At 67.8% G+C, this 23,092-nt stretch carries 22 protein-coding genes; 8 read left to right on the forward strand and 14 right to left on the reverse strand.

Annotated elements, in window-relative coordinates:
* The first annotated feature begins 16 nt into the window (after positions 1–16).
* Positions 17–1,051, forward strand: a complete 1,035-nt coding sequence (locus B1818_RS22950) for an ABC transporter substrate-binding protein (RefSeq protein WP_078114120.1) — start codon at positions 17–19, stop codon at positions 1,049–1,051.
* Entirely contained in the window at positions 1,048–1,197 is a 150-nt protein-coding gene (locus tag B1818_RS24085) for a hypothetical protein (RefSeq protein WP_231742467.1), read from the forward strand. The genes B1818_RS22950 and B1818_RS24085 overlap by 4 nt, the downstream gene beginning before the upstream one ends.
* 212 nt (positions 1,198–1,409) lie before the next feature.
* Here the strand turns inward: B1818_RS24085 and B1818_RS22955 are convergent, their stop codons facing one another.
* From B1818_RS22955 to B1818_RS22970, 4 genes are read right to left on the reverse strand one after another with little or no spacing between them, the layout of a single operon-like run.
* On the reverse strand, positions 1,410–2,582 hold the full coding sequence (locus tag B1818_RS22955) for an alpha/beta hydrolase family protein (RefSeq protein ID WP_065629695.1): 1,173 nt from the start codon (positions 2,580–2,582) through the stop codon (positions 1,410–1,412).
* Positions 2,579–4,036 (reverse strand): wax ester/triacylglycerol synthase domain-containing protein, encoded by a 1,458-nt coding sequence (locus B1818_RS22960; RefSeq protein ID WP_058252411.1) that lies wholly within the window; start codon positions 4,034–4,036, stop codon positions 2,579–2,581. Before B1818_RS22960 ends, B1818_RS22955 begins: the two co-directional genes overlap by 4 nt.
* Before the next feature lie 3 nt (positions 4,037–4,039).
* Positions 4,040–5,692, reverse strand: a complete 1,653-nt coding sequence (locus B1818_RS22965; protein ID WP_058252412.1) for an AMP-binding protein — start codon at positions 5,690–5,692, stop codon at positions 4,040–4,042.
* Positions 5,693–5,708: 16 nt separating this feature from the next.
* Positions 5,709–6,506, reverse strand: coding sequence for a lysophospholipid acyltransferase family protein (locus tag B1818_RS22970; protein WP_058252413.1), 798 nt, complete (start codon positions 6,504–6,506; stop codon positions 5,709–5,711).
* 196 nt (positions 6,507–6,702) lie between these two features.
* On the opposite strand from B1818_RS22970, the gene B1818_RS22975 reads away from it, so the two are divergent.
* The 3 genes from B1818_RS22975 to B1818_RS22985 are packed head-to-tail and all read left to right on the forward strand — an operon-like array spanning position 6,703 to position 9,358.
* Complete coding sequence (locus B1818_RS22975) at positions 6,703–7,344, forward strand: PaaI family thioesterase (protein WP_078114121.1); 642 nt, start codon at positions 6,703–6,705, stop codon at positions 7,342–7,344.
* Entirely contained in the window at positions 7,344–8,399 is a 1,056-nt protein-coding gene (locus B1818_RS22980; RefSeq protein WP_078114122.1) for an alcohol dehydrogenase catalytic domain-containing protein, read from the forward strand. Before B1818_RS22975 ends, B1818_RS22980 begins: the two co-directional genes overlap by 1 nt.
* 44 nt (positions 8,400–8,443) lie before the next feature.
* On the forward strand, positions 8,444–9,358 hold the full coding sequence (locus B1818_RS22985; protein WP_058252415.1) for an amidohydrolase family protein: 915 nt from the start codon (positions 8,444–8,446) through the stop codon (positions 9,356–9,358).
* Positions 9,359–9,371: 13 nt separating this feature from the next.
* Here B1818_RS22985 and B1818_RS22990 read toward each other — a convergent pair whose 3' ends face one another.
* The 4 genes from B1818_RS22990 to B1818_RS23005 form a co-directional block, all read right to left on the reverse strand.
* Positions 9,372–10,181, reverse strand: coding sequence for an amino acid ABC transporter ATP-binding protein (locus tag B1818_RS22990; protein ID WP_068971161.1), 810 nt, complete (start codon positions 10,179–10,181; stop codon positions 9,372–9,374).
* Positions 10,182–10,185: 4 nt separating this feature from the next.
* Positions 10,186–12,015: an ABC transporter substrate-binding protein/permease gene (locus B1818_RS22995; RefSeq protein ID WP_176455983.1), complete on the reverse strand. Its 1,830-nt coding sequence runs from the start codon at positions 12,013–12,015 to the stop codon at positions 10,186–10,188.
* 576 nt (positions 12,016–12,591) lie between these two features.
* Positions 12,592–12,861: a DUF2277 domain-containing protein gene (locus B1818_RS23000; protein ID WP_058252418.1), complete on the reverse strand. Its 270-nt coding sequence runs from the start codon at positions 12,859–12,861 to the stop codon at positions 12,592–12,594.
* Positions 12,862–12,937: 76 nt separating this feature from the next.
* Complete coding sequence (locus B1818_RS23005; protein ID WP_078114123.1) at positions 12,938–13,912, reverse strand: NADPH:quinone oxidoreductase family protein; 975 nt, start codon at positions 13,910–13,912, stop codon at positions 12,938–12,940.
* A gap of 50 nt (positions 13,913–13,962) precedes the next feature.
* Here B1818_RS23005 and B1818_RS23010 point away from each other — a divergent pair, with 50 nt between their 5' ends.
* The gene (locus B1818_RS23010; RefSeq protein ID WP_078114124.1) at positions 13,963–14,661 is read left to right on the forward strand and encodes a class I SAM-dependent methyltransferase; all 699 of its coding nucleotides are present in this window, start codon (positions 13,963–13,965) and stop codon (positions 14,659–14,661) included.
* A 21-nt stretch (positions 14,662–14,682) separates the two neighbouring features.
* On the opposite strand, the gene B1818_RS23015 is transcribed toward B1818_RS23010, so the two are convergent.
* Genes B1818_RS23015 through B1818_RS23025 form a run of 3 tightly spaced genes read right to left on the reverse strand, consistent with a single transcriptional unit; the run spans position 14,683 to position 17,761 of the window.
* Positions 14,683–15,438 (reverse strand): SDR family NAD(P)-dependent oxidoreductase, encoded by a 756-nt coding sequence (locus tag B1818_RS23015; RefSeq protein ID WP_078114125.1) that lies wholly within the window; start codon positions 15,436–15,438, stop codon positions 14,683–14,685.
* Positions 15,435–16,388, reverse strand: a complete 954-nt coding sequence (locus B1818_RS23020; protein ID WP_058252422.1) for an alpha/beta hydrolase — start codon at positions 16,386–16,388, stop codon at positions 15,435–15,437. The genes B1818_RS23015 and B1818_RS23020 overlap by 4 nt, the downstream gene beginning before the upstream one ends.
* Positions 16,385–17,761 (reverse strand): NAD(P)/FAD-dependent oxidoreductase, encoded by a 1,377-nt coding sequence (locus tag B1818_RS23025; protein ID WP_058252423.1) that lies wholly within the window; start codon positions 17,759–17,761, stop codon positions 16,385–16,387. Before B1818_RS23025 ends, B1818_RS23020 begins: the two co-directional genes overlap by 4 nt.
* 168 nt (positions 17,762–17,929) lie before the next feature.
* Here B1818_RS23025 and B1818_RS23030 point away from each other — a divergent pair, with 168 nt between their 5' ends.
* Entirely contained in the window at positions 17,930–18,532 is a 603-nt protein-coding gene (locus B1818_RS23030; protein ID WP_171011674.1) for a TetR/AcrR family transcriptional regulator, read from the forward strand.
* A 112-nt stretch (positions 18,533–18,644) separates the two neighbouring features.
* Complete coding sequence (locus tag B1818_RS23035) at positions 18,645–19,502, forward strand: LLM class F420-dependent oxidoreductase (protein WP_058252424.1); 858 nt, start codon at positions 18,645–18,647, stop codon at positions 19,500–19,502.
* Positions 19,503–20,017: 515 nt separating this feature from the next.
* On the opposite strand, the gene B1818_RS23040 is transcribed toward B1818_RS23035, so the two are convergent.
* From B1818_RS23040 to B1818_RS23050, 3 genes are read right to left on the reverse strand one after another with little or no spacing between them, the layout of a single operon-like run.
* Positions 20,018–21,073, reverse strand: a complete 1,056-nt coding sequence (locus B1818_RS23040) for a prenyltransferase (protein ID WP_058252425.1) — start codon at positions 21,071–21,073, stop codon at positions 20,018–20,020.
* Positions 21,074–21,098: 25 nt separating this feature from the next.
* Positions 21,099–21,830: a class I SAM-dependent methyltransferase gene (locus B1818_RS23045; protein WP_078114126.1), complete on the reverse strand. Its 732-nt coding sequence runs from the start codon at positions 21,828–21,830 to the stop codon at positions 21,099–21,101.
* Positions 21,817–23,091, reverse strand: a complete 1,275-nt coding sequence (locus B1818_RS23050; protein WP_078114133.1) for a glycosyltransferase family 4 protein — start codon at positions 23,089–23,091, stop codon at positions 21,817–21,819. Before B1818_RS23050 ends, B1818_RS23045 begins: the two co-directional genes overlap by 14 nt.
* Position 23,092: the final 1 nt, after the last annotated feature.

The following is a 23,092-nucleotide window of genomic DNA, read 5'->3' on the forward strand; positions in this document are numbered from 1 at the left end:
CCAGAACAGAGAAATCATGCCCACCACATCATCTTTCGGATCACCGCTGCGCCGGATCAGACGCGCCCTCGCCCTCTTGTCGGCGGGCGTGGCAATCGCAGCGGTGGCCGCGTGCGGTTCCGACGACGCGTCGTCGGCGCAGCGCGAGGTCATCGACACACTCCGGATCGGCGTCATCGGCTCGAGCAACGTGATCGCCGGTCCGGTCGGCTTCGCCCACAGTCGCGGGGAACTCCTCGAGGCCTTCGCCCCGCTCGGTGTCAACAACGTCGAGGTCTTCAACTTCCCGAACGGGCCCGATCTCAATCAAGCGCTCATCGGCGGACGCCTCGACGTGGCGAGCTACGGTGACACCCCGGCGCTGGTCGCCCGCGGCTCGGGACTACAAACCCGCCTGCTGTCGATCAACCAGTTCGACAACGATGCCGGCGTGGTGGCCAAAGACCCGTCGATCCGCTCGCTGGCCGACCTGGCGGGCAAGAACATCGGTGTGCCGAAGGGGTCCTACATCGACCGCTATCTGCAAGGCGCACTGGCCGAACAGGGCATCACCGCCAACCTGATCCACCTGTATCCGGCCGATCAGGAGGCACCGTTGAACTCCGGTGAGATCGACGGAGCGGCGCTGCCCGGCGTCATCCCGTCGGTGGCGCTGCAGACCTTCGAAGGCAAGGGATTTCACCTGGTCGACTCGGTCTACCGGGACCATCCCGATCTGGCCGGCACCAGCGTGACGGTCAGCAGTGACCAGTTCCTGGAGAAGACCCCGGACTTCGCCGCGACGTGGCAGCAATTGCACGCGTCGTCGGTCCGCTACGCGAAGGCGAACTGGGAGGAGTACCTCCAGTCCGAGCTCGGCAACTCCAAGGCACCCGAAGCCGCCGTCCGTGCCGCCGCCAACCCCGAGGGCTACTCCGAGGAGCCGTTCCCGGCCCGCGCCGTCGAATTGCTCACCGGCACCAAGGCTTTCCTGGTCGAGCAGGGCAGCATCGAAGAAGACTTCGAACTCGACTCCTGGCTGCAGCGTCCCGCGACGGGAGCGAACTCGTGACCGGGCCCCGGTTCGGGGTGTGGACCAATGTGTACGGCACCTGGGCGTCGGCACACCATCCCGACGACCCGGTCGACGCATCCTGGGAACGCAATCTCGCACTGGTTCGACGCGCGGAGGAACTGGGGTATCACAGCACCCCGTGAGATGCGAGCGAAACGAACCCACCCCCCTGAGGTGCGAGCCCAACTACTGCTCCCTGAGGAGGCCGGAGCTTGCGGAGGCCGTCACGAAGGGTCCTGGTGAGTCGGGTTGCGAAGACCCTTCGTGACGCGCCCTCCGCAAGCTCCGGGCGCTGCTCAGGGAGCAGGGACAGGGCGTTCTTTCGGATTAGGGAGCAGAAGAGGTCAGCGCTGCCTCACATCAGCGACCGCAGGCCCGGTTCGCTGTCGAACCGCGGGGGCGGGGCGGCGCGGAGGAATTCGTCGGTGGCCTGTCGGATACTGCCCGAGATGGCGTGTCCGACATGGCTACCGGAGTACCAATGGACTTTCCCACCCCAGTGATTGTGTAGCTGCTGGGCGGCGGTCACGGAGGTCACCCGGTCGTTGAGCGCCGCGACCACCATTCGCCGCTCAGGCGTCGGAAAGGGTTCCACCGCCAGCGGGTTGATGACCGACGAGACCGCACGAACCGGATCGCTCCGCATCAACGACGCGAGATGGCGCCCCTTGGACCCGCCGCGCTCCATGTGATGAGCCAGGGTGGCATGCATCTGCAGCATCGGCACGACGGCGAGCACCGAGCTGATACGGGGGTCCATCGAGGCGACCATCGCGGCGATCGGTCCGCCGAGCGACGTGCCCGCGATCGCGATGTCGGCGGGTTCCTGACTCTCGATCCACGTGATGAGCGAACGGATCTCGGCGATCGCCCGGATGGTGATGACGGTGTTGACCAGTGGATCGAACCCCGGATAGGCCACCTTCTCGACTCGCCGCGAGCCGTGGGCCGGAAGAACGGGGAAGACCACGTCGTAACCGAGCTTGTTGTACAGGTTGGCCGCGCGGAACGCGTAGAGATCGTCGGCCCGACCCTGAGCCGCCCCGTGGACCCAGATCAACCAACGGCGACCGGCGCGTCGTCGTGACAGCACCCGCACCGAGGCGATCCCGTCGGCGTAGGGGTCGGCCGCGGCGATCGATTCCGGGAGCGGCACCGCCACCGAGTAGTCGATGTGATCGAACGAGGTGGTCCCGAAGGTCTTCCGGTTGCGGGAGACGATGCCGGGTGGGCCGGGGTCGAGGTGGACTCGCGACGGACCGAGGGCAGCCAGTTCATCTGCGACACCGACACATCGGTCGACGCAGTCTTCCACGAAGTCGATCGGCGGGATGTCCCGGATCACCGAGTTGACCGCGATGAACAGCTCGTCGACGGCGGTCTCCCCGACCATCCGCGGACCGCAGTCCGCCGGCGGGACGCCCGTCGCGGGATCCCCGCGGCCGGCCGCACGCGAACTGCCGATCGCACGGGGCAGCACTTTCGCGAACAACCCCAGTCGTGCTGCTCCCGACTCCCAGTCGATCAACTCGCCTCCTGCGCCATCGCGGTACTGTTCTCGTCCTCGTCGGCGGTCGTCCGTCCGAGCGCATCGGCGGCCTCGGCGACCGCGTCGGCCACCCGCCGCAAGAAGCCGGCCGGGTCGGGCATCGACTCCGGTGTCGCGATGAGGCCCATGCTGAGCCTGCCGGCATAGCTGTAGGTGGTGAGGTTGACGTCGGCGGGTGCGATGGCCAGCGCGAACGAGATCCAGTCGACGACCTCGATGTCCCCGACCCACCGCGTGGTGCGCGGACCCGGCATGTTGGCGGTGGTGATGTTGTTCATCACCAGCGGCGCGCGATTCGCGGCCAGACCGCGGAAGGTCGGGCCGAGCCGTCCGGTGTAGGTGGCCAGCGCGTCGGTGAGATCGAAGCCGACCTCGCGCCGGCATCGAACAGTCGCCGCGCAGCTCTCACCGGTGGCCGCGATCCGCTCGATCGGGTCGGCCAGATCCGACCTGAGATAGGCCATCGCGGTGGCGATCTCGTTGCCGTGCACACGGGTGGAGGCCAGGTCCTTGCATACCCCGAAGATCGAGACCGACACTCCCGGCTCCTCGCCGCGAGCGATGAGTTCCGCCCGGATCGCACCGGCGATGACACCGTGCAGAGCCCCGTTCACGGTGTTTCCGGTGGCCAGCGCGAGTCGCTGGACGGCGGCGAGCGGGATGTCGCCGGACGCACACACGCGTTCGGCGCCGCTGCGGGCGTTGAAACTCGTCCGACGGACCGTCAGGGGTTTCGGGATGAGTTCGGCATCGCCGGCCCGGCGTTTCGCGACAACCGCACGCGCCAGTGCCGACGCTGCCGACGGCAGGCGACGAACCATACGCCAGGATTCCGAACGCGCTGCGCGCGTGAGCTCGTCGTCGTCGTGCTCGATGCGGGTCGCGGAGATCGGCGCCTGCTCGACCCGCTCATCCGGACCGGCGGTCGCGGCCATGAACGTGTTGAGTGCGGCGAGACCGTCGGCGACGGCGTGATGGACGCGGACGACGACCGCCTGCCGCCCACCGGCGAGACCGTGCACGAGGGTCAGTCCCCAGAGCGGCCGACTCCGATCGAGTTGCCGGACGGCGAGCTCGGACAGGATCGCGTCCAGCTCGGCACGTCCCCCCGGTGCGGCGGCGGAACGCTCGTCCAGGTGCCGGCGCACGTCGAAGTCGTTGTCGTGCACCCAGAAGGGACGGGCGCCGTGTCCGCGAGCCCACGCGAGCCGCTGGGTCGCGCGCGGGAACATGCCGAGGTAGTCGGGCAGGACGTCGGCGATCTCGGTGAGATCGAGGGGCCGGCCACGACGGGAGGTGTCGAGCACCGCGACCTTCAGTGTGTGCATCGGGGTCGACGCCGATTCCATGTTCAGCATCAGCGCGTCGGGACCGGACATCCGTTCGGCGTCCAGAACACCGGTGGAGCGGTCGATCTGCTTGACAGCGTGCATGATTCAGCTCACCTTTCGTTCGGTCGACGGGGCGGACGGGAGTTCGCGTTTGAGGATCTTGCCGGTGGCATTGCGCGGCAGTTCGTCGAGGAAGTGGACGTCGCGGGGGACCTTGAACCCGGCGAGCTGTTCTCGCACGTGCCGCTGGATGTCCTCGGCGCCGATCTCGGCCTCCGGTGCTCGCACCACATGGGCGACGAGACGCTGGCCGAACCTGTCGTCGTCGACCCCGGTCACCGCGACCTCGACCACCTCGTCGAGAGCCCCGATGACCAACTCGACCTCGAGGGGATACACGTTCTCCCCACCGGAGACGATCATCTCGTCGTCGCGGCCGACGACGAACAGCAGCCCGTTCTCGTCGAAGCGGCCGACATCGCCCGACACCATGTGTCCGTCGCTGAATGCCTTGGTGTCCGAGCTGGTGTAACCGTCGAACCCGGAGTTGTTCGCGACCACGATGCGCCCGACCTCGCCGACGGGGACCTCGCGGTCGTCGTCGTCCAGGATGCGAACACTCGTACCCGCGAGCGGCCGCCCGGCGGTCTCCGGCGCGGTGCGCAGATCGGTTGGGGTGGCGGTGGTGATGAGACCCGCCTCGGTGGCGTTGTAGCTGTTGTAGACCACGTCGCCGTACCGGTCCAGGAATGCGACGAGAGCGTCGGAGCGCATCCGCGATCCGCTCGCGGTGGCGAAGCGCAGTGTCGGCATCGGGTGGTCGTCGAGGACGTCGTCGGGGAGGTCCGTGATGCGTTCGAGCATCACCGGAACCACGGCGAGGCCGGTGGCCCCGTGGTCGCGGACCATGTCGAGCGTCGCCACGGGATCGAAGCGACGGCGCATGATCATAGTGCACGTCATCGTCGCCGCGATGGCCACCTGCCCGAAACCCCATGCGTGGAAGACCGGGGCCGCGATGACGATGGACTCGCCTGCGCGCCAGGGAATCCGGTCGAGCATCGCGGCGAGGGACGCCACGTCGGTGCTTCCGCCTCGGCGCGCACCCTTGGGCGTTCCGGTGGTTCCCGAGGTCAGCAACACGATCCGGCCGGCACGATCGGGCCGCGCGGGTCGCGCGCCGCGATTCGCGCCGATCAGTCCGTTGACGGTGACACCTTGCGACGACTCGTACTCCGTCCATGCACGGATGCGCCGCAGTTCCGGAAGTCGTTGCGCCGCGGCCTCGACGACGGTGTCGAACTCGTCGTCGGCGATGAGCACGTCTGCCTGTTCACGTTCGAGGACGTCGGCGAGCTGGGGTCCGGCGAACCCGGTGTTGAGGAGTACCGCGTCGGCACCGAGCCGGGACGTCGCGGCGAGCGCCTCGATGAGACCGCGGTGGTTGCGGCAAAGGATGGCGACGGTGCCGACGGTCGTGCCGGGTAGATCGCGCAGACCGACGGCGAGCGCGTCACAGCGGGCATCGAGCTCGCGCCAGGTGAGTTGTCCCGCCTCGTCGATGAGGGCGAGTCCGTCGGGATCGCGCGCCGCGGCGAGGCCGATCCCGCTCACCGGCGAGGCACCGCCGTGCCGACGGAGGTTGAGCCCCATGCGGACATAGCGATCGACCCGAAGCGAACCGAGAAAGCCGCTGCGGACGAGGGTGCGAACGAGCCACATCTGTGTGGTGACGCGATCGCGGAGTTGCGAGATCATCGTCGTCTCCTGGTGATCAGCCGATGACCGGGAATCGGCGCTTGCGGGCGAGGTCGTCCAGTGCGTGCTGCATGCGTTTGCGGACCATCTGGTCCACCTCGTCGTGTTCGGGGTTGTTGCCGAACTCGGCGGTGATGTCGATCGGGTCGAGAACCTCGGTGACCAGCTTCGACGGCAACGGGATGTTCGGCGGGAGGTGCGCGGTCAGACCGAACGGGAAGCCGAGCGCGAACGGAGCGGTGTCGGTGCGGATCAGCTTGTCGAGCCGCAGTATCCGGGCCAGCGTGTCACCGCGGTTGAGGAACAGCTGCGTCTCCTGGCCCCCGATGGTGACGATCGGGACGATCGGGACGCCCGCCTCGAGTGCGGTGCGGATGTACCCGGTCCGACCGTGGAAGTCGATCGTCGCGCTCTGGCTGCTCGGCCGCAGCGCCTCCCACTCCCCGCCGGGGAACACGATGGTGGCCGCGCCGGACCGCAGGGCGGCGACCGCGTTCTTCGGGTGAGCCGGCAGGAACCCGACCTTTCCGAAGATCTGTTTGCCCGATCCGGTGAAGATGAGGTCGTGGGCCAGGGTGTACAACGGCCGGTCCGCCCCGAACTCGTCGGCAAAGGCCACGCTGATCACCGGGACGTCGAAGGCCATCAGACCGCCCGAGTGGTTGGACACGAGGAGGGCACCGCCGTCGGGCACCTTGTCCATGCCCCGGACCTCGGAGCGGAAGTAGGTCTTGGCCACGAGCTTGAGCACGGGCAGCACCCGCTTCACCCAGGTCTCGTCGCGTGCGGTGAGGTCGAAGGTCTCGGCACTCATCGGTCCATCTCCTGTGGGATCGATTTCGCGGTTCGCGCGGATCACCGCTGGATCGGTCGGAGCCAGATGTCCGACCGGGGTCGATGTCCTCGGAACCGCAAAATGAGAACACGTTCTAGTGGTTAAATTAGAACACGTTCTACTTTGCGTCGCCACACTTCGTTACCCATGCCACAACTGACTGATCGGTAGCCTTATGGACTTCATCCTGGAGGACATCTCCGAAGCGGAGGTCGCGCGTCGCCGCGCGGTCTACACCCCTCTCACCGACACCGTCCGGGACCTCGTCGACGCGGTGATCCGCACCGAGGTCGCCGAGGACGACCTCGAAGAAGCACGCCGACGGATTGCCGAGGTGGTGGCCGACTTGCGGAGAAGCCAGATGGACGGGGCCTTCGGGGTGCGACACACGCGCGAGAACACCGGAATGGCCTGGGGAAATGCGGTCATCGGCGTGCGCAACGCGCTCGCGCCACCGCTCGACGTCGTGCATGACGCCGACGGGGTCCGCAGTGAGTTCACGCTGGGAGCGGCCTACGAGGGGCCGCCCGGTCAGGTGCACGGCGGGGTGTGCGCGATGGTCCTCGATCACGTCCTCGGCAACGCGGCCAGTGTCGAGGGGCCGTGCTACACCGGCACCCTCACCGTCCGGTACGGGCGACCGACGCCCCTGGGCGCACTGGTCGCGCAGGCGTCGGTGACCGAGCACAGCGGACGCAAACGCATCGTCCGGGGCACGATCTCCGACGCCGACGGGGTCACCTGCGACGCCGAAGGGGTGTTCATCGTGCCCCGCTCCGCGGTCGATGTCCCGTCGGTGCGCTGGTCGGCGGGCTGATGCGAGCCGCGGTGACCGCCCCCGGAGAGCTTGGCCCCGGAGAGTCCGGCCCAGGAGAGTTCGGCCCAGGCGGATTCGTCGTCGAGCACCGTCCGGATCCGACACCGGGGCCCGGCGAACTCGTTCTGCGGGTCGCGGCGAACGGGATCTGCGGTTCCGACCTGTCGACCGCGCCGCTGCTCCCGGCCGGCACGATCATGGGCCACGAGTTCGCCGGCGAGGTCGTCGGCATCGGGCCCGCGGACCCGGACGTCCCCCACGCCTTCCGGGTCGGCGATGCCGTGGCCGCCATGCCGGTCATCGGATGCCACCGGTGCCGCGCCTGTCTCACCGGTGACGTCGCCCGCTGCCCGTCGGCGCGCACCCTGGGACTCGGCGTCCTGCCCGGCGGACTCGCCGAGTTCGCAGTGGTCGGCGCCGCCGAGAGTGTCCTGCTCGACGACATCGACCCGGTCGACGGCGCGCTGGTCGAGCCGCTGGCGGTGGGTCTGCACGCTGTCACCCGCGCGTCCGTCCGGCCCGGCGACCGGGTGCTGGTCCTCGGCGCCGGTCCCGTCGGCCTCGCGGCGTTGCACTGGCTCTCCCGCGGCGTGGCCACCGAACTCGTGTGTTCGGACCCGTCGCCGGGCAGGCGCGCGGCCGCACTCGATCTCGGCGCGTCCGCGGCGTGCGCTCCGGACGAACTCCCCGCCCAGGTCGAATCGGGCTTCGACGTGGTCGTCGAGTGCGTGGGCAAGCCGGGGATGATCGCGTCCGCCCTCGACGCGGTCGCGACCCACGGCACAGTGGTCATCGCGGGCGTCTGCTTGAGCCCGGACACGTTCATGCCGGTGGCCGGAGTCGTCAAGGAGATCACCATGCACTTCGTCTCCTACTACACCAAGCGCGAGTTCGACACCGCCGCAGCGGAGTTGAACAAGGGCGTGATCGGGTCGTCGACGCTGGTCAGCGGGATCGTGGGGCTCGACGAGACCGATCGCGTCGTCCGCGAGCTCTCGGCGCCCAATGACCACCGCAAGGTGCTGATCGCGCCCGGGGTGTCCACGGTCGGCTGAACGGCACTCGCGGACGCCCGCGCAACCGGCGTACGGTCACTCGGGTGAACAGTGCCGTCCCCGAAGCCCCCGAGCCGTTCAGCACCGACGAGGCGCGGCAGGTGCGCGCGATCTCTGCCGAGCTGGGCCTGCCGGGCATCGTCGACGTCCACACCCACTTCATGCCGCGACCGGTGATGGACAAGGTGTGGGCTTATTTCGATTCCGTCGGGCCGTTGGTCGGACGGGAGTGGCCGATCACCTACCGCGCCGACGAGGACGTCCGCGTCGCCACCCTGCGCGACTTCGGGGTGCGGGCCTACTCGTCCCTGGTCTATCCACACAAACCGAACATGGCCGAGTGGCTGAACGGCTGGGCGCACGACTTCGCCGCCAACCACGACGACTGTCTGCACACGGCGACGTTCTATCCCGAGGAGTCCGCCCACACCTACGTCTCCCGCGCCATCCAAGCCGGCACGCAGGTCTTCAAATGCCACATCCAGGTCGGCGACTTCGCCCCGACGGATTCGCTGCTCGACGGGGTGTGGTCGCAGATCGCCGACTCCCAGGTCCCGGTCATCATCCACTGCGGTTCCGGGCCCGCCCCGGGGACGTACACCGGACCCGACCCCATCCGCGAACTGCTGCACCGGTTTCCGTCGTTGCCGCTGATCGTCGCGCACATGGGGATGCCCGAGTACACCGCGTTCCTCGACCTCGCGTTGGAGTACCCCAACGTGCGCCTGGACACCACGATGGCGTTCACCGACTTCGCCGAAGAGGACGCCCCGTTCCCGTCGGACTACCTGCCGCGACTGGCCGACGCCGGCGACAAGATCCTGTTCGGCAGCGACTTCCCGAACATCCCCTACGGCTACACCCACGCCCTCGAGGCGATCATCCGCCTCGACCTCGGGGCCGAGTGGCTCCGAGACGTGTTCTACCGCAACGGCTCCAGACTCTTCGGGATCGGCTGACCGGGGCGAGCGCCTACAGCACCTGGGACAGGAAGGCCCGCAGCCGATCCGACGTCGCGTCGTCGAAGACCTGTTCCGGACGCCCGGTCTCCACGACCGCACCGTGATCCATGAACAGCACGTTGTCGGAGACGTTGCGCGCGAAGCCCATCTCGTGGGTGACGACCACCATGGTCATCCCCTCGCTGGCGAGGTCGGCCATGAGCGCGAGGATCCCCTTGACCAGTTCCGGGTCGAGCGCGGAGGTCGCCTCGTCGAAGAACATGACCTCGGGGGTCATGGCGAGCGCACGGGCGATGGCCACCCGCTGCTGCTGGCCGCCGGACAGGCGTGCCGGGCGCACATCGGCCTTGTTGGTCAGCCCGACGATCTCGAGCTGACGGAGCGCGACCTCGCGGGCCTCGTCCTTGCTCAGCCCCTTCAACTTGCGCGGTCCGAGCGCGACGTTGTCGACGACGCTCTTGTGCGGGAACAGGTTGAAGTGCTGGAACACCATGCCGATCCGGCGTCGGAGTTCGTCCGGGTTGTCCTTCAGAACCGACCGGCCGTCGAGCAGGATGTCGCCCTGGTCGGGTTCGTGCAGCCGGTTCAGCACTCGCAGGAGAGTGGACTTGCCCGAGCCCGACGGTCCGATGACCGTCGTCGTGGTGCCGGCGTCGACCTGGATGTCGACGCCCCGCAACACGTGGTGCTTGCCGAAGGACAGGTGCAGGTCGGTGCCGGTGAGCGAGACGGCCGTCCGGGTGGCGGTCGCACTCGGCGTCCGGGAGCCCGGCGTCTGGGAGCCCTCGGTGTCGGTCTCGGACTTGTTGAGATCAGGCATGGACCTATCCCTTCTCGACGACGGTCGGGGGCAGCGGGTCGTCCTGGACGTCGGTGGGACGTCCGGTGCGCAGGCGCCGGTCGATGTAGTTGACCAGGTGCGTCAGCGGGATCGTGAGGATCAGGTACATGATTCCCGCGGCGACGAGGGGCGAGAGGTTGCCCGTCTGCGCGTTCAGGTCGCGGCCGACCGCGAACAGCTCCCGCTGGCTGGCCAGCAACCCGAGGAAGTACACCAGCGAGCTGTCCTTGATCAGGCTGATGAACTGGTTCATCAGCGCCGGGAGCACCCGCCGCACGCCCTGCGGCACCACCACCAGACGCATCGACTGCCGATAGCTGAACCCGATGGCCCGCGAGGCCTCGAGTTGCCCGTCGTCGACGCTCTGGATTCCGGACCGGAAGATCTCGCCGATGTAGGCCGCGGCGAGCAGGGCCAGGGCGACCGCCCCGAGCCAGTACGGGTTGTTGCCGGTGATGCCCTTGACCACCGGGCCCACACCGAGTCCGACGATCAGGATGACGACGACGGCGGGCAGTCCGCGGAAGATATCGGTGTAGACGCGCGCCGGCCAGCGCAGCCACCGCGACCGGGAGATGCCGCAGAGCGCCAGGATCATGCCCAGGATGGTGCCGAGCACCCCGGACACCACGGACAGGATCAAGGTGTTCACGAGCCCGGTCTTGATCAGCTCCGGGAACGACTCCTTGTAGAGATCCCAGTTGAAGAAGGTGTCGCCGAGCTGTTCCAGGGTGCTCTTGGGCGCGGTCTCCTCGGCCGGGCCCGCCTTCTCCGCGTTCTCGGCGGCGATGGCGGCGATGTCGGGGAGTTCGGGCGCGGGCGCGGCCTTGCTGCCCGGCTTCCACCCCTCGGGTAGCTCGCGCGGCACCCAGTCGACGTAGAGGTCGGCATACGTGCCGTCGGCGATGATGGCGTCGAGTCCGGAGTTCAGGGCCTCGGTGAGCCGCGGCTTGTTCTTGCCGACGGCCCACGCGACGAAGTTGTTGACGCTGAAGGTGTTCTCGACGATCGCGGTGCCGTCGCCCTCTCGGACCGCACCCTCCGCCTGCTGCGACGGTGCGACCCAGGCGTCGACCTGACCGCTCCGGAGGTTGGCGTAGGCGGTGGCGTAGTCCGGAAACTTCACCGGGTCGAGGCCCAGGGTGTTGACGACGTAGTCGTCCTGGACGGTGCCCTGGACCACGGCGATGCGCGTCGAGTCGGAGAGGTCGCCGAAGCCCTTGATCGCCCCGTCGGTCGGCGCCACGAGTGAGAAGTAGCCGAAGTCGTAGCCGTTGGTGAAGTCGACGGTCTTGCGCCGGTCGTCGGTGGTGGTGATCGACGACGACCCGACGTCGAAGCGGTTGTTGGCCACCTGGGACAGCAGGCCGGCGAACTCGGTGCCGTTGAACTCGATCTGCAGACCCAGCTTCGCGGCGACGGCCTTGAGGAGTTCGTTGTCGAAGCCGGTGAAGTCGCCCGCGCCGTTGACGCAGATGCTCGGTCCGGCGTCCGACAGCGTGCCGACGGAGATCTTGCCGGGCGACAGCAACTCGAGACGACTCACGTCGATCTGGTCGAGCGGCGTGGTGGACTCGGTGGTGTAGCGGTCCTCACCGCCCTGATCGGCTGCGGCGAGGTTGACCGGCGCGGCCGAGGCCGACGCGAGTCCAGCGGGCGCACAGCTCTCGGCGGGAGCCGCCTGGGCTCGTGGCGCAGGTCCGCCGAGGATGGTCAGCAGGCCGACGATGGCGACCGTCAGTGCCAGCGCGACGACGCGCACGGCGCGCGGCGCGGCCCGTCGGGCGCGATGGGATCGGTGGTTGGACACCATGTCGACACTATCCCCACGCGCAGGAGGTGTCCCAAATTTTTGCTCGCCGGTGGGTTTAACCCGGTTGAGCTGGGGATCGTCGTCGTCACGGGGCGCCTGCGAGGCGCGCTGCGGAGGCCACCGTCGGCCTGGCCATCTCACGCCGATCATCGGGGACACTTGCGTGGGGTCGACGCCGATACTTCTCTATCGGAATTTGCCAATTGCTTGTCGGAAAACGATTCGCGTGCTACCAATGATACAGGGATTCGGGATTTGTAACATCATTTCTTCACCGCGCCAGAAATCAACCCCCTCTTGATCATCTGGCACCCATCCCGCTATCCCACAGGCCGCCGACGTGCGCCTTTGTTGCGGCCTGCGTCCACTGTCGAATTCGAAGTGAAAGCGGGAAATATCATGCTGTCTGCAATCTTCTACGCAATCGAGGCTTTCGACAATCTGTTGTGGGACTTCGCGGAAACGATCTTCACCGGCAGTGACGAAGCCGCCGGCTCGTAGGCTCCACCACCTCAGGACGAGTTCAGCAGTAGGTATCGCCTCGCGGTACCTACTGCTGAACCTGTGTGGGACTCCTCAGCCCCGAGCGGCAATCCGCGCCTGCACCTCGGGGCGCCGGAGCGGGGGCACCGTCTTCGGCGGCTGACGACGCTCGGGCAAGACGTCGAGCAGCGTGCGGGTAGCCGCGGTGACGGCGACCACCGCGGCCTCGAAGGCCTCCGCATTCGCCGGCGACGGATGCCGCACGCCGCTCACCTTGCGCACGTACTGCCGTGCGGCCGCCTCGATCTCGTCCTCGGTGGCCGGCGGTTCGAGCCCGCGGAGTTCGGTGATGTTGCGGCACATGGCAGATCCCTTCGATGACGGATGCGCTGGGCGGAAGGCGATGCGACGTCGCAAACCGGGCCGACCCGCCGAGGGCCTACTCGCCGATCTTGACGACCGCTTTCCCCAGAATCCGCCCTTCGGCGAGATCGGTCAACGCTTCCGGCAGCTGATCGAGCGTGTAGGTGACGTTGACCTGAGGTTCCATCCCGTCGGCGATCATCTGCGTCAGCTCTTCATGCAGCTTCGCGGGCAGATTCAGTTCCGGATGGGTGCGCACGTACTCGCCCCACGCGGCCCCGACGACGGCGATGTTGCGGAACAGGACTCGATTGAGTTTGACGGTCGGGATGCCGCCGGCCGCGAAGCCCACCACGACGTAGCGGCCGTCGGGGGCGACCTGGCGGAGCGCCTCGTCGAACACCTCGCCGCCCGACGGGTCGATCATCACGTCGACGCCCTTGGGGACGATCTCCTTGAGCTTGGTACCCCAGCCCTCCTCGAGCTGGACGATCTCGTCGGCCCCGGCGCTGCGCAGCAGGTCCTCGGCACCCTTCCGGTGGACGATGGCGACGACCTTCGCGCCCATCGCCTTGGCAACCATGATCGACGCGGTTCCGACGCCACCGGCGGCGCCGAGCACGCCGACCACCTCACCGGGCTGGGTGTGCGCGCGGGTCTTCAGCGCGAACAGAGCGGTCTGATAGTTGATGCCCATCGCCGACCCCTGCTCGAAGGTCAGTCCCTCGGGAAGCGGCAGGAGCTGTTCGGGCGCGGCCGCGACCTGTTCGGCGAATCCGCCGACGATCGACGCCACGAGCACCTTGTCCCCGACCTTCACCGACGCCCCGTCGGGAGCCGAGCGCACCACGCCGGCGACCTCGGTGCCCGGCGTGAACGGCGTCGGCACGCGCAGCTGGTACTTGCCCTGACTCATCAGCACGTCGGGGAAGCACACGCCGCACGACTTCACGTCGACGACGACCTGGCCGTCGGCCGGGGTGGGATCGGGAACGTCCTGCAACTCGAGTCCGGACGGGCCTGTCTCTGCGGTGAGTACCTGAGCTTTCATACGGCTCACCCTACGCGGCGACCGTCACACACCCGATAGGATCTGATGCCATGTCACAACCTGCGGCACAGTCGCCGAACGCACCCTCCCCCGACCGCCTCCGCGTCGCGGACGAGGCACCCGGATTCATGCCGCTCGACGAGGCCCAGACGCTCTTCAAGATCGCCGGAGAATATCTGTCCCAACCTGATTCGACGAAGGTCGGCGTGGAGATCGGTACCTACTGCGGGAAATCCACCGTCTTCCTGGGATCGGCCGGCGAAGCGAACGACGCCGTCATCGTGACCGTCGACCATCACCGCGGTTCCGAGGAACACCAGCCCGGTTGGGAGTACCACGACGAATCCCTCGTCGACGCACACACCGGGACGCTCGACACCTCGGCACGCTTCCGCCGCACCATGTTCGACGCCAGGCTCGACAACACCGTCGTCGGGTTGCTCGCCCCGTCGGCCGTCGCCGCTAAGGTCTGGGGCCGACCGGCGGATTTCGTCTTCATCGACGGCGGCCACAGCATGGAGGCGGCGCAGACCGACCTCGACGGCTGGGCGCCGTGGGTGCGCATCGGCGGGGCCCTGCTCATCCACGACGTCTTCCCCGACCCCGCCGACGGCGGCCGCCCGCCGTACGAGATCTATTGCCAGGCACTGGAAACCGGACAGTTCACCGAGGTGCGGGCGGAGGGATCGCTGCGTGTCCTCCGCCGCGACTCGGGCGAGGTGGGCGCGCCGCTACCGCGGAAGTCCTGACCACGTCGGAGGCCGTCAGCGTCAGGCCTCGCCGGCCAGCGCCCGCACCTTGCCGAGCACGTCGGGATAGCGCTTCAGGTGCGCACCGCCGTTGACGTCGAAGGCGGCACCGGTGATCCAGCGCGCCTTGTCGGAGGCGAGAAAGGCTACGGTGTCGGCGATCTCGGCGGGTTCTCCGCTCCGGCCCAGTGGGGTGTTGTCGAGGTAGTCCTCGGTGAGGCCCGGTACGAAGCCGATGCCCTCGGTCAGCGGGGTCATCACAAGCCCCGGCGACACCGCGTTGACCCGCACCCGACGGTCGGCGAGTTCGAGTGCGGCCACCTCGACGAGCATCAGCACGCCGGCTTTCGACGCGCAGTACGCCCCCATCCCGGCGCCCGGTTGGCGGCCGTTGAGTGAGGCGATGCAGGTGATCGATCCGCCCTCGGCGATCCGGGCGCCGGCGTGTTTGATCACGAGGAACGTTCCGGTCAGACAGATGTCGACGGTGTTGCGCCAGGCGTCGAGTTCGAGTTCGGTCAGCGCACCCGGATTCGACAGTCCGGCACAGTTCACCACCGTGTCGAAGTCGCCGATGCCGGCGAAAGTCGCTGCGACCGAGTCCTCGTCGGTCACGTCCATGTGCACCGCCCGCGCCCCGTCGCGCGTCGCCGCCACCTGCTCGGCACGTTTGACGTCGCGGTCGGCCACCACCACCTGCATCCCCTCGCCGACGAACGCGTCGACGGTGGCCAGTCCGATCCCCGAGGCACCCCCGATCACGACCGCCCGGTTCATCGCGTAGCCGCTTCCACAACGTCGGCGTTCGATGCCAGATGACGGCGCAGGAAACCGATCTCGTGCGTGACGCAGGGCTCGAAGAAGTCGTTGCCCGCGAAGATGTCGAAATGGTCGCACGGGTAGTGGCGCACTTCGGCGTGAGCTTTGAACGCGGTCTTCGACGCCGCGTACGGCGGTGCGGCGGAATCGAAGTCGGCGATCTGGAACAGCACCGGGGCATCGACGCGCGCGGCGTGCTTGTCGACTCGGAACGAGCCGATCTCGAGACCGACCGAGGCGTCGACCTCGTTGCGCCACGACGGCCCCGCGATCGCGCGGTAGCTCTCCAGAAACCCTGGTGCGGTCAGCGCGGCGCCCACGTCGCCGGGTTCGCCGACGACCCGCAACATCTTCGGACCCCGGCCCAGCCGTCGACCCACCGAACTGGCCACTGCCGTGGCGGTCGAGCGGGCGATCGCCGCCCCGCCGACCTGGGCGTAGGCGACGCGACCGGCGGCGAGCCCATTGACCAGTGGCACCACCGCGATCACCGCGGCCACGTCGGTCCGGTCGGCCGCCACGGTCAGCGCATGCCCGCCGGATTGCGACACTCCCCAGAGGATGATCCGTTCCGGGTCCACTCCCGGCTGTTTCTTGGCGGCGCCGATCGCGGCGCGGTAGTCGTCGGCCTGCCGTTCCAGCGAAATCGACTGTCGCGGTTCGCCACCGGACAGCCCGAAGCCGCGGTAGTCGAACGCGAACACGGCCAACCCCGCGTCGGCGAACCGTTGCGCATAGGGCGCCAGACCCGAGTCCTTGGTCCCCGCGAAACCGTGCGCCATCACGACGACGGGGCGCTTGCCGTCGATCTCGAACGGCGAAGACTCCGCGCCCGGAAAGAACCAGGCGTCGCAGTCGGCGTCGGACGATCGGAAGCGTACGGTGGTCGCACCATTTGAAATGGTCATGCGGATGCTCCCTTCGAGACCAGATCGTCGGCCACCCCGGCCCACGTCGGCGGCCCCTGCTGGTGGGCCCGCCGGATCCCCGCCGGAATCTCCTTGGTCCGCATGTTGTGTTCGTAGAGATAGTGATCGAGTTGCTGCGTGTGCCGCGGGCGGTCGAGCATGTGTCCGGTGTAGTACTGCATGTCCGCCTCGATCGTCTGCCGCATCTCCGGTACCGACGGGAGCCGGTAGTGACCCGTGGCGTAGGCCCCGATCAGCCGCGCCTGGCATTCCACGAAGGGAAACAGCGTCGGAACCGCCTGCGCGAAACCGGCGAAGACGAGGTCGTCGATTCCCGGGTAGAACATGCGCTTGTAGAGGTCGATCCGATTGTCGGGCGCACTGATGAAGTTCGGGTCGAAGAACGGGAACGTGATGTTGTAACCCGTTGCGTAGATGATGATGTCGAAGTCGTCGGCGGTCCCGTCGTCGAAGTGGACCGTGGACCCGTCGAACCGGCTGATGTTGGGCTTGGGGGTCACGTCGCCCGAGCCCAGTCGCAGTGGCAGTTCCACCGACTGCGTCGGATGTGCCTCAAAGAACTTGTGATTCGGTGTCGGCAGACCGTAATCCTCCGGCCGGCCGGCGGTCACGGGTTGCATGACCTGGACGAACTTGCGCTGCCACGACGTCGGCAGATACGGCGTCGACCGGTAGTACTTGTCGGCGGGCTTGCCCCCGAAGTATTTCGGCACGATCCACGCTCCCGACCGCGTGGAGAGGGTCAGCTTGTTGTCCAGCGCCTTCGACGACAGTTCGACGGCGATGTCGGCGGCACTGTTACCCAGGCCGACGACGAGGATGCGCTTACCCGTGAAATCGTGCGGGGTACGCGGATCGATGTAGTGGTGGGCGTGCATCTCGATTCCGTCGAACTCGCCCGGGAAATCGGGCCAGCGCGGATCCCAGTGATGGCCGTTCGCCACCACCAGCAGGTCGAACCGCCTGCGCTCACCGCCCTGGGTCTCCAGTTCCCAGCCGCCCCCGTCCAGTCGGGTCGCATGCTCGATTCCGTTGGTGAACTCGATCGAGGAGTAGAGGTCGAAGGCCTCGGCGTAGGAGTCCAGGTAGGCCTTGACCTGGGTGTGGTGCGGGAAGTCGGGATACTCGTCGGGCATCGGGAAGTCGCGGAACGACAACTGGTGTTTCGAGGTGTCGATGTGCAGCGACCGGTAGGCACTGCTGTGACCGTTCGGGTTGCCGAAGGCCCAGTTGCCCCCGACCCGGTCCGAACTCTCGAAGCAGGTGTACGGCACGCCGTAGTCGGTGAGCATCTTGCCGGCGGTCAGCCCGCTGATACCGGCGCCGATGATCGCGGTGGTTGGTAAAGGCACACTGCCCCCTCGGTGGACCCGTTGGATGTAGACACAATCTGATTTGTGTCTACACGATGAGACGTATCGTGTACACAGAATCCGCGAACTGTCTACGCAGCGCCCTCCTGAGCAGACATGTGGATGTGGGGACGCGGCGCGCACCGACCACGACCACAGGAGGAGTCAGTGACCGAGGCCTCGACCACGACGGTCCACGAACGACTGCTCGACGCCACGCAGAAGCTGCTCGCCGACAAGGGAATCCGGGCGACCACCATGCAGCAGGTCGCGGAGTCGGCAGGCGTGTCCCGCGCGTGGCTGTATCGGCACTATCCGGACAAACCGTCCATGATCGGCGCGACCATCGTCCGTCTCACCGAGTCGTTCTGGCGCGACGCCCGGGCCGAACTCGACGCCATCCCCGACCTGGTCGGGCAACTCACCGCCGGCGTCCGGATCGGCCGGGGTGCCTACGACGACCCGGGCACGCTGCTGCTCCGACTCCGCACGGAGGAACCCACGGAGTTCGCCGAATGCGCCGGTGTCGGTGTCGTCAAGCTGGTTCCCGACCTGGCAGCGTTCTGGTTTCCGTTCGTCGAACAGGCCGCCGCCCGCGGGGAGATACACCCCGCGCACGATCCGTACGAGGTGTCCGAATGGGTTGCGCGCGTCCTGATCAGCCTCGGCACCTCCCCGGGTGAGGCCCTCGACATCGACGACGCGCGGCAGGTCCGACGCCATCTCGAGCGGTTCGTCATGCCGGGTCTGGCCACCGACCCGCAGGGATGAGTCGGTGAGGCCCCCGATGCCCTCTGGCCTGGGTGACGCCGATCACCTAGACTAGTGTCCAGTCAACCGTCCGGAAAACGCGGACGACCGAACGACGCCGTCGGAGGGCCCCATGGATTTCGGGATCGTGCAGTTCACCAGCGACCGCGGGCTCAAGCCCCACGTCCTGGCCCCGCTCATCGAGGACGCAGGTTTCGCGTCGTACTACGTTCCCGAGCACGGCCACATCCCGACTCGACGCGACGCCGCGCATCCCCGCACCGGTGACGAGACCCTGCCCGACGAGCGCTACATGCGCACCCTCGATCCCTGGACGTCACTCGCCGCCGCCGCGGCCGTCACCGAACGCATCCGGCTCGCCACCGCGGTCGCACTGCCGGTGCAGTCCGACCCCATCACGCTCGCCAAGACCATTGCGACGCTCGACCACATCTCGAACGGAAGGGTCACCCTCGGCGTCGGATTCGGTTGGAATCTGGACGAACTCGCCGACCACAACGTCCCGCCGAAGCGCAGGCGGACGATGCTGCGCGAGTACCTCGAGGCGATGACCGCGCTCTGGACTAAGGAAGAGGCCGAGTTCGCGGGCGAGTTCGTGAATTTCGGCCCCAGCTGGGCGTGGCCCAAATCGACGCAGTCGCACATCCCGGTCCAGGTGGGCGCGGCAGGCAACGAGAAGAACTTCAAGTGGATCGCGCGCAGCGCCGACGGCTGGATCACCACACCCGGCGAGGAGGACATCGAGGGGTCGGTGTCGTTGCTCAAGCAGATCTGGTCCGACGCCGGTCGTGCGGGCGACCCCGAGATCGTCGTCCTCGACTTCCGGCCGGTACCCGAGAAGCTCGAGAAGTGGCGCGAGATCGGGGTCACGACAGTGCTGTACGGCCTCCCCGACGACTCGGTCGAGCGCGCGAGCGGCTACCTCGCCAAGCTGGCCGGCAAGCTCGGCATCACCCCGGCGGTCGTGTAGGCCGTTGTGGGAGGTGCGAGCGAAGCGACCCACCCCCGCTCCCTGAGTCGAAAGAACCACCTGGCTCTTGTTCCCTGAGGAGGCCGGAGCTTGCGGAGGGCGCGTCAACCCCTGCTCCCTGAGGAGCCGGAGCTTGCGGAGGGCGCGTCAACCCCTGCTCCCTGAGGAGCCGGAGCTTGCGGAGGGCGCGTCAACCCCTGCTCCCTGAGGAGCCGGAGCTTGCGGAGGGCGCGTCAACCCCTGCTCCCTGAGGAGCCGGAGCTTGCGGAGGGCGCGTCAACCCCTGCTCCCTGAGGAGCCGGAGCTTGCGGAGGGCGCGTCAACCCCTGCTCCCTGAGGAGCGCCCGGAGCTTGCGGAGGGCGCGTCACCCCCTGCTCCCTGAGGAGCGCCCGGAGCTTGCGGAGGGCACGTCACGAAGGGTCCTGGTGAGATGACGTCGCCACCCCTTCGTGGCTCTCGTCGACCTCGACGCGCTCCTCAGGGAGCGCGGATGGCCGCGCCCTCCGCAGCCGGCTCAGGGAGTCGGTGCGACGAGCCGCTGGCGGACGTCCCGGAAGATCCCGTTGGCCACGCTGGTGCGGCTCACCGCATCGGCCGCCAGGATCACAGCCGCCGAGGTCCAGCAGCTCTTCTCCACGGGCCAGCGTTTGCCATCGGCGAAAACCAGTCCGGTCCAATACGATCCGTCCGGATCGCGCAGATGCTGAATCGACGCGATGAGCTCGATGGCATCGGCGGTGTCACCGAGGGCATCGAGTGCCAGTGCCAGCTCACAGGTCTCGGCGCCGGTGACCCAGGGACGATGGTCGACGCAGCGAACACCCTTGCCGGGCACCACGAACTGTTCCCACCGCCGCGCGATGAGTTCCTGCCCGTCGCGTCCGCGGACGGCGCCGCCGAGGATCGGGTAGTACCAGTCCATGGAGTGTTCGGACGGCGGGGTGAAGGTCTGCCACTCGTCACGCGTGACGTCGGCACGGATCGCGTCGCCGAGCACACTGTGCGCCGCGATCCAGTCGGCGTCGGGCTGATCCATCTCACCGGCGATCCGGATCGCGCAGTCCAGCGCTTGGAAGATGCTGGCGTTCCCGGTGATCAGCGCTTCACCGAACATCGCTCCGGTCCGGTGGTCGCCGCCCCAGCGGAACGCACCGTCCTCACGCTGGAAGCGCAGCACGCAGTCGATCGCCGACCAGACCACCGGCCACATCTTCTGCAAGAAGGCGTCGTCACCGGTGATCAGATAGTGATGCCAGACCCCGACCGCGATGTAGGCGCAGAAGTTGCTGTCGGTGCCGGCGTCCTCCACCTTTCCTACGACGGTGCGGATCGGCCACGACCCGTCGTCGCGCTGTTTACGCCGCGACCACTCGTAAGCCGCCTCTGCCTCGGAGTGAAACCCGGTCACGGACAACGCCATCGCCGATTCGATGTGGTCCCATGGGTCGGTCTGCCCGCCCGGGAACCACGGCAACGCACCGTCGGCCTCCTGCATGCCGACGATCGCGGCACCGGTGGCCCGCATCTGCTCGGCCGTGACCACACTGGGGATCGCCGGGACGGCCGTCATGGGGCTCCCGTCCTGGAGGCCCCCGTCATGAAGACGCGGTGGCGGTCTCGGGCTTGCGCAGGTAGAGGGCCACCGACTTGCCGATGAGCGGGTTGAGCACCTGCTCGCCGACCCGGGTCAGCCACGGCTTGCTCATCATGTCCCAGACCAACAGCTGGTGGTAGCCCTTCACCAGGACATTGTCGTTGTTCTCGACTCCCACAGCGCATTTCAGCCACCAGTAGGGGGCGTGCAGGGCATGGGCGTGGTCGGTGCCGGTGACCTCGAGTCCGGCTCGCTGCAACTTGCCCGCGAGCTCGGAGGCCTTGTAGATGCGGACGTGTCCGCCCTCGACCTCGTGGTACTCGTCCGACAGGGCCCAGCACACCTTCTCCGGCCAGTACCGGGGCACGGTGACCGCGGCGACGCCACCCGGCTTCAGCACGCGCACCATCTCATTGATCGCGCCCTCGTCGGTCGGGATGTGCTCGAGGATCTCGCTCATCAGGACGACGTCGAAGCTGTTGTCCGCGTACGGGAGTCGAAGCGCATCCCCGACCTCGGCGCGCGCCTTGGCCGACGCGGGCACGTGACCCTCCGCCATCATGGCGTCGAACATCTCACCGACGTCGGACATGTCGCTCTCGGACATGTCGAAGGCGATGACCTCCGCGCCACGACGGAACATCTCGAACGAGTGCCTACCCTGCCCCGCCCCGATGTCGATCGCCTTGGTGCCCGGTCCAACGCCAAGCCGGTCGAAATCAACTGTGAGCACTCGATGTCCCTTCTGTTGCCCGCCGATGTCCGGCGAGCACGGTTTCGTAGTGAGCCGCAGTCTTCGCGGCCACTGCTGCCCAGCTGTAGTGCTCCTCGGCGCGTCGACGACCACCGTCGCCGAGACGCGTCCGCAGATCGGCATCGTCCAGCAGCCGGCCGATCGCCTGCGCCAGGCATCCGGAATCCCGCGGCGGCACCAGCAACGCCGCCTCCTCAGCGGTGCCGACGACCTCGGGGATCGCACCGGCCCGGGTTGCCACCAGCGGCGTTCCGCAACTCATGGCCTCGACCGCCGGCAGCGAGAACCCCTCGTACAACGAGGGCACACACGCCACCTCGGCGGAGGCGAGCAGGCCGGCGATCTCGGAGTCCTCGAGGCCGGACACCACCGAGACGCGATCGCCGATCGCCAGATCCTCGATCATCTTGGCGGACGGACCGTTCGGGTCCAACTTAGACACCAGTACCAATTCGACATCCCGCTCGGAGGACAGCTTCGCGACCGCCTCGAGCAGGTACGAGACACCCTTCAGCGGCGCGTCGGCACTGGCGACACACACGATACGTCCGGGAACGCGCGTGGCGGCCGGCGTGAAGATCTCGGTGTCCACCCCCAGCGGGATGGTGGTGATCCGACCCGACGGGATGTCGAAGGCCTTGCGGATGTCGACCTCGCTGCTGCGGGAAACGGTGAGCAGCTCGGGGATACGGCGTGAGACGCGCCCCTGCATGCGCAGGAACGAATGCCACCGCCAGGCACTGATCTTGCGCCACCCCTTGGCCGCCTTCACCGCCAGTGTGCGGTCGCGGGTGATGGGGTGGTGGATCGTCGCGATCAGCGGGAACCCGGCCTTCTGGATGTCGAGCAGTCCGTAACCGAGGCACTGGTTGTCGTGCACGATGTCGAAGTCGTCGCGGCGCTCTTTGAGAAGGCGCGCCACCCGGAGGCTGAACGTGAGCGGTTCGCCGAAGCTCGCCGTCCACATCGAGCCGACCTCGAGCACGTCGATCCAATCGCGGTACTCGCCCGGACGAGGCGTCCGGAACGGGTCCGGCTCGTCGTAGAGACCGAGGCTCGGCACTTTGGTGACGGTGACCCCGGCGTCGATGGCCACCTGGTCCAGTTCGGGGTAGGGCTGCCCCGAGAAGATCTCGACGCTGTGCCCCAGCAGTGCCAGTTCGCGGGAGAGGTGGCGGACGTAGACGCCCTGGCCACCGCAGTGCGGCTTGCTTCGGTACGAGAGCAGTGCGATGCGCACG

Source organism: Gordonia sp. IITR100 (assembly GCF_002009645.1).
Lineage (GTDB): Bacteria > Actinomycetota > Actinomycetes > Mycobacteriales > Mycobacteriaceae > Gordonia > Gordonia hongkongensis.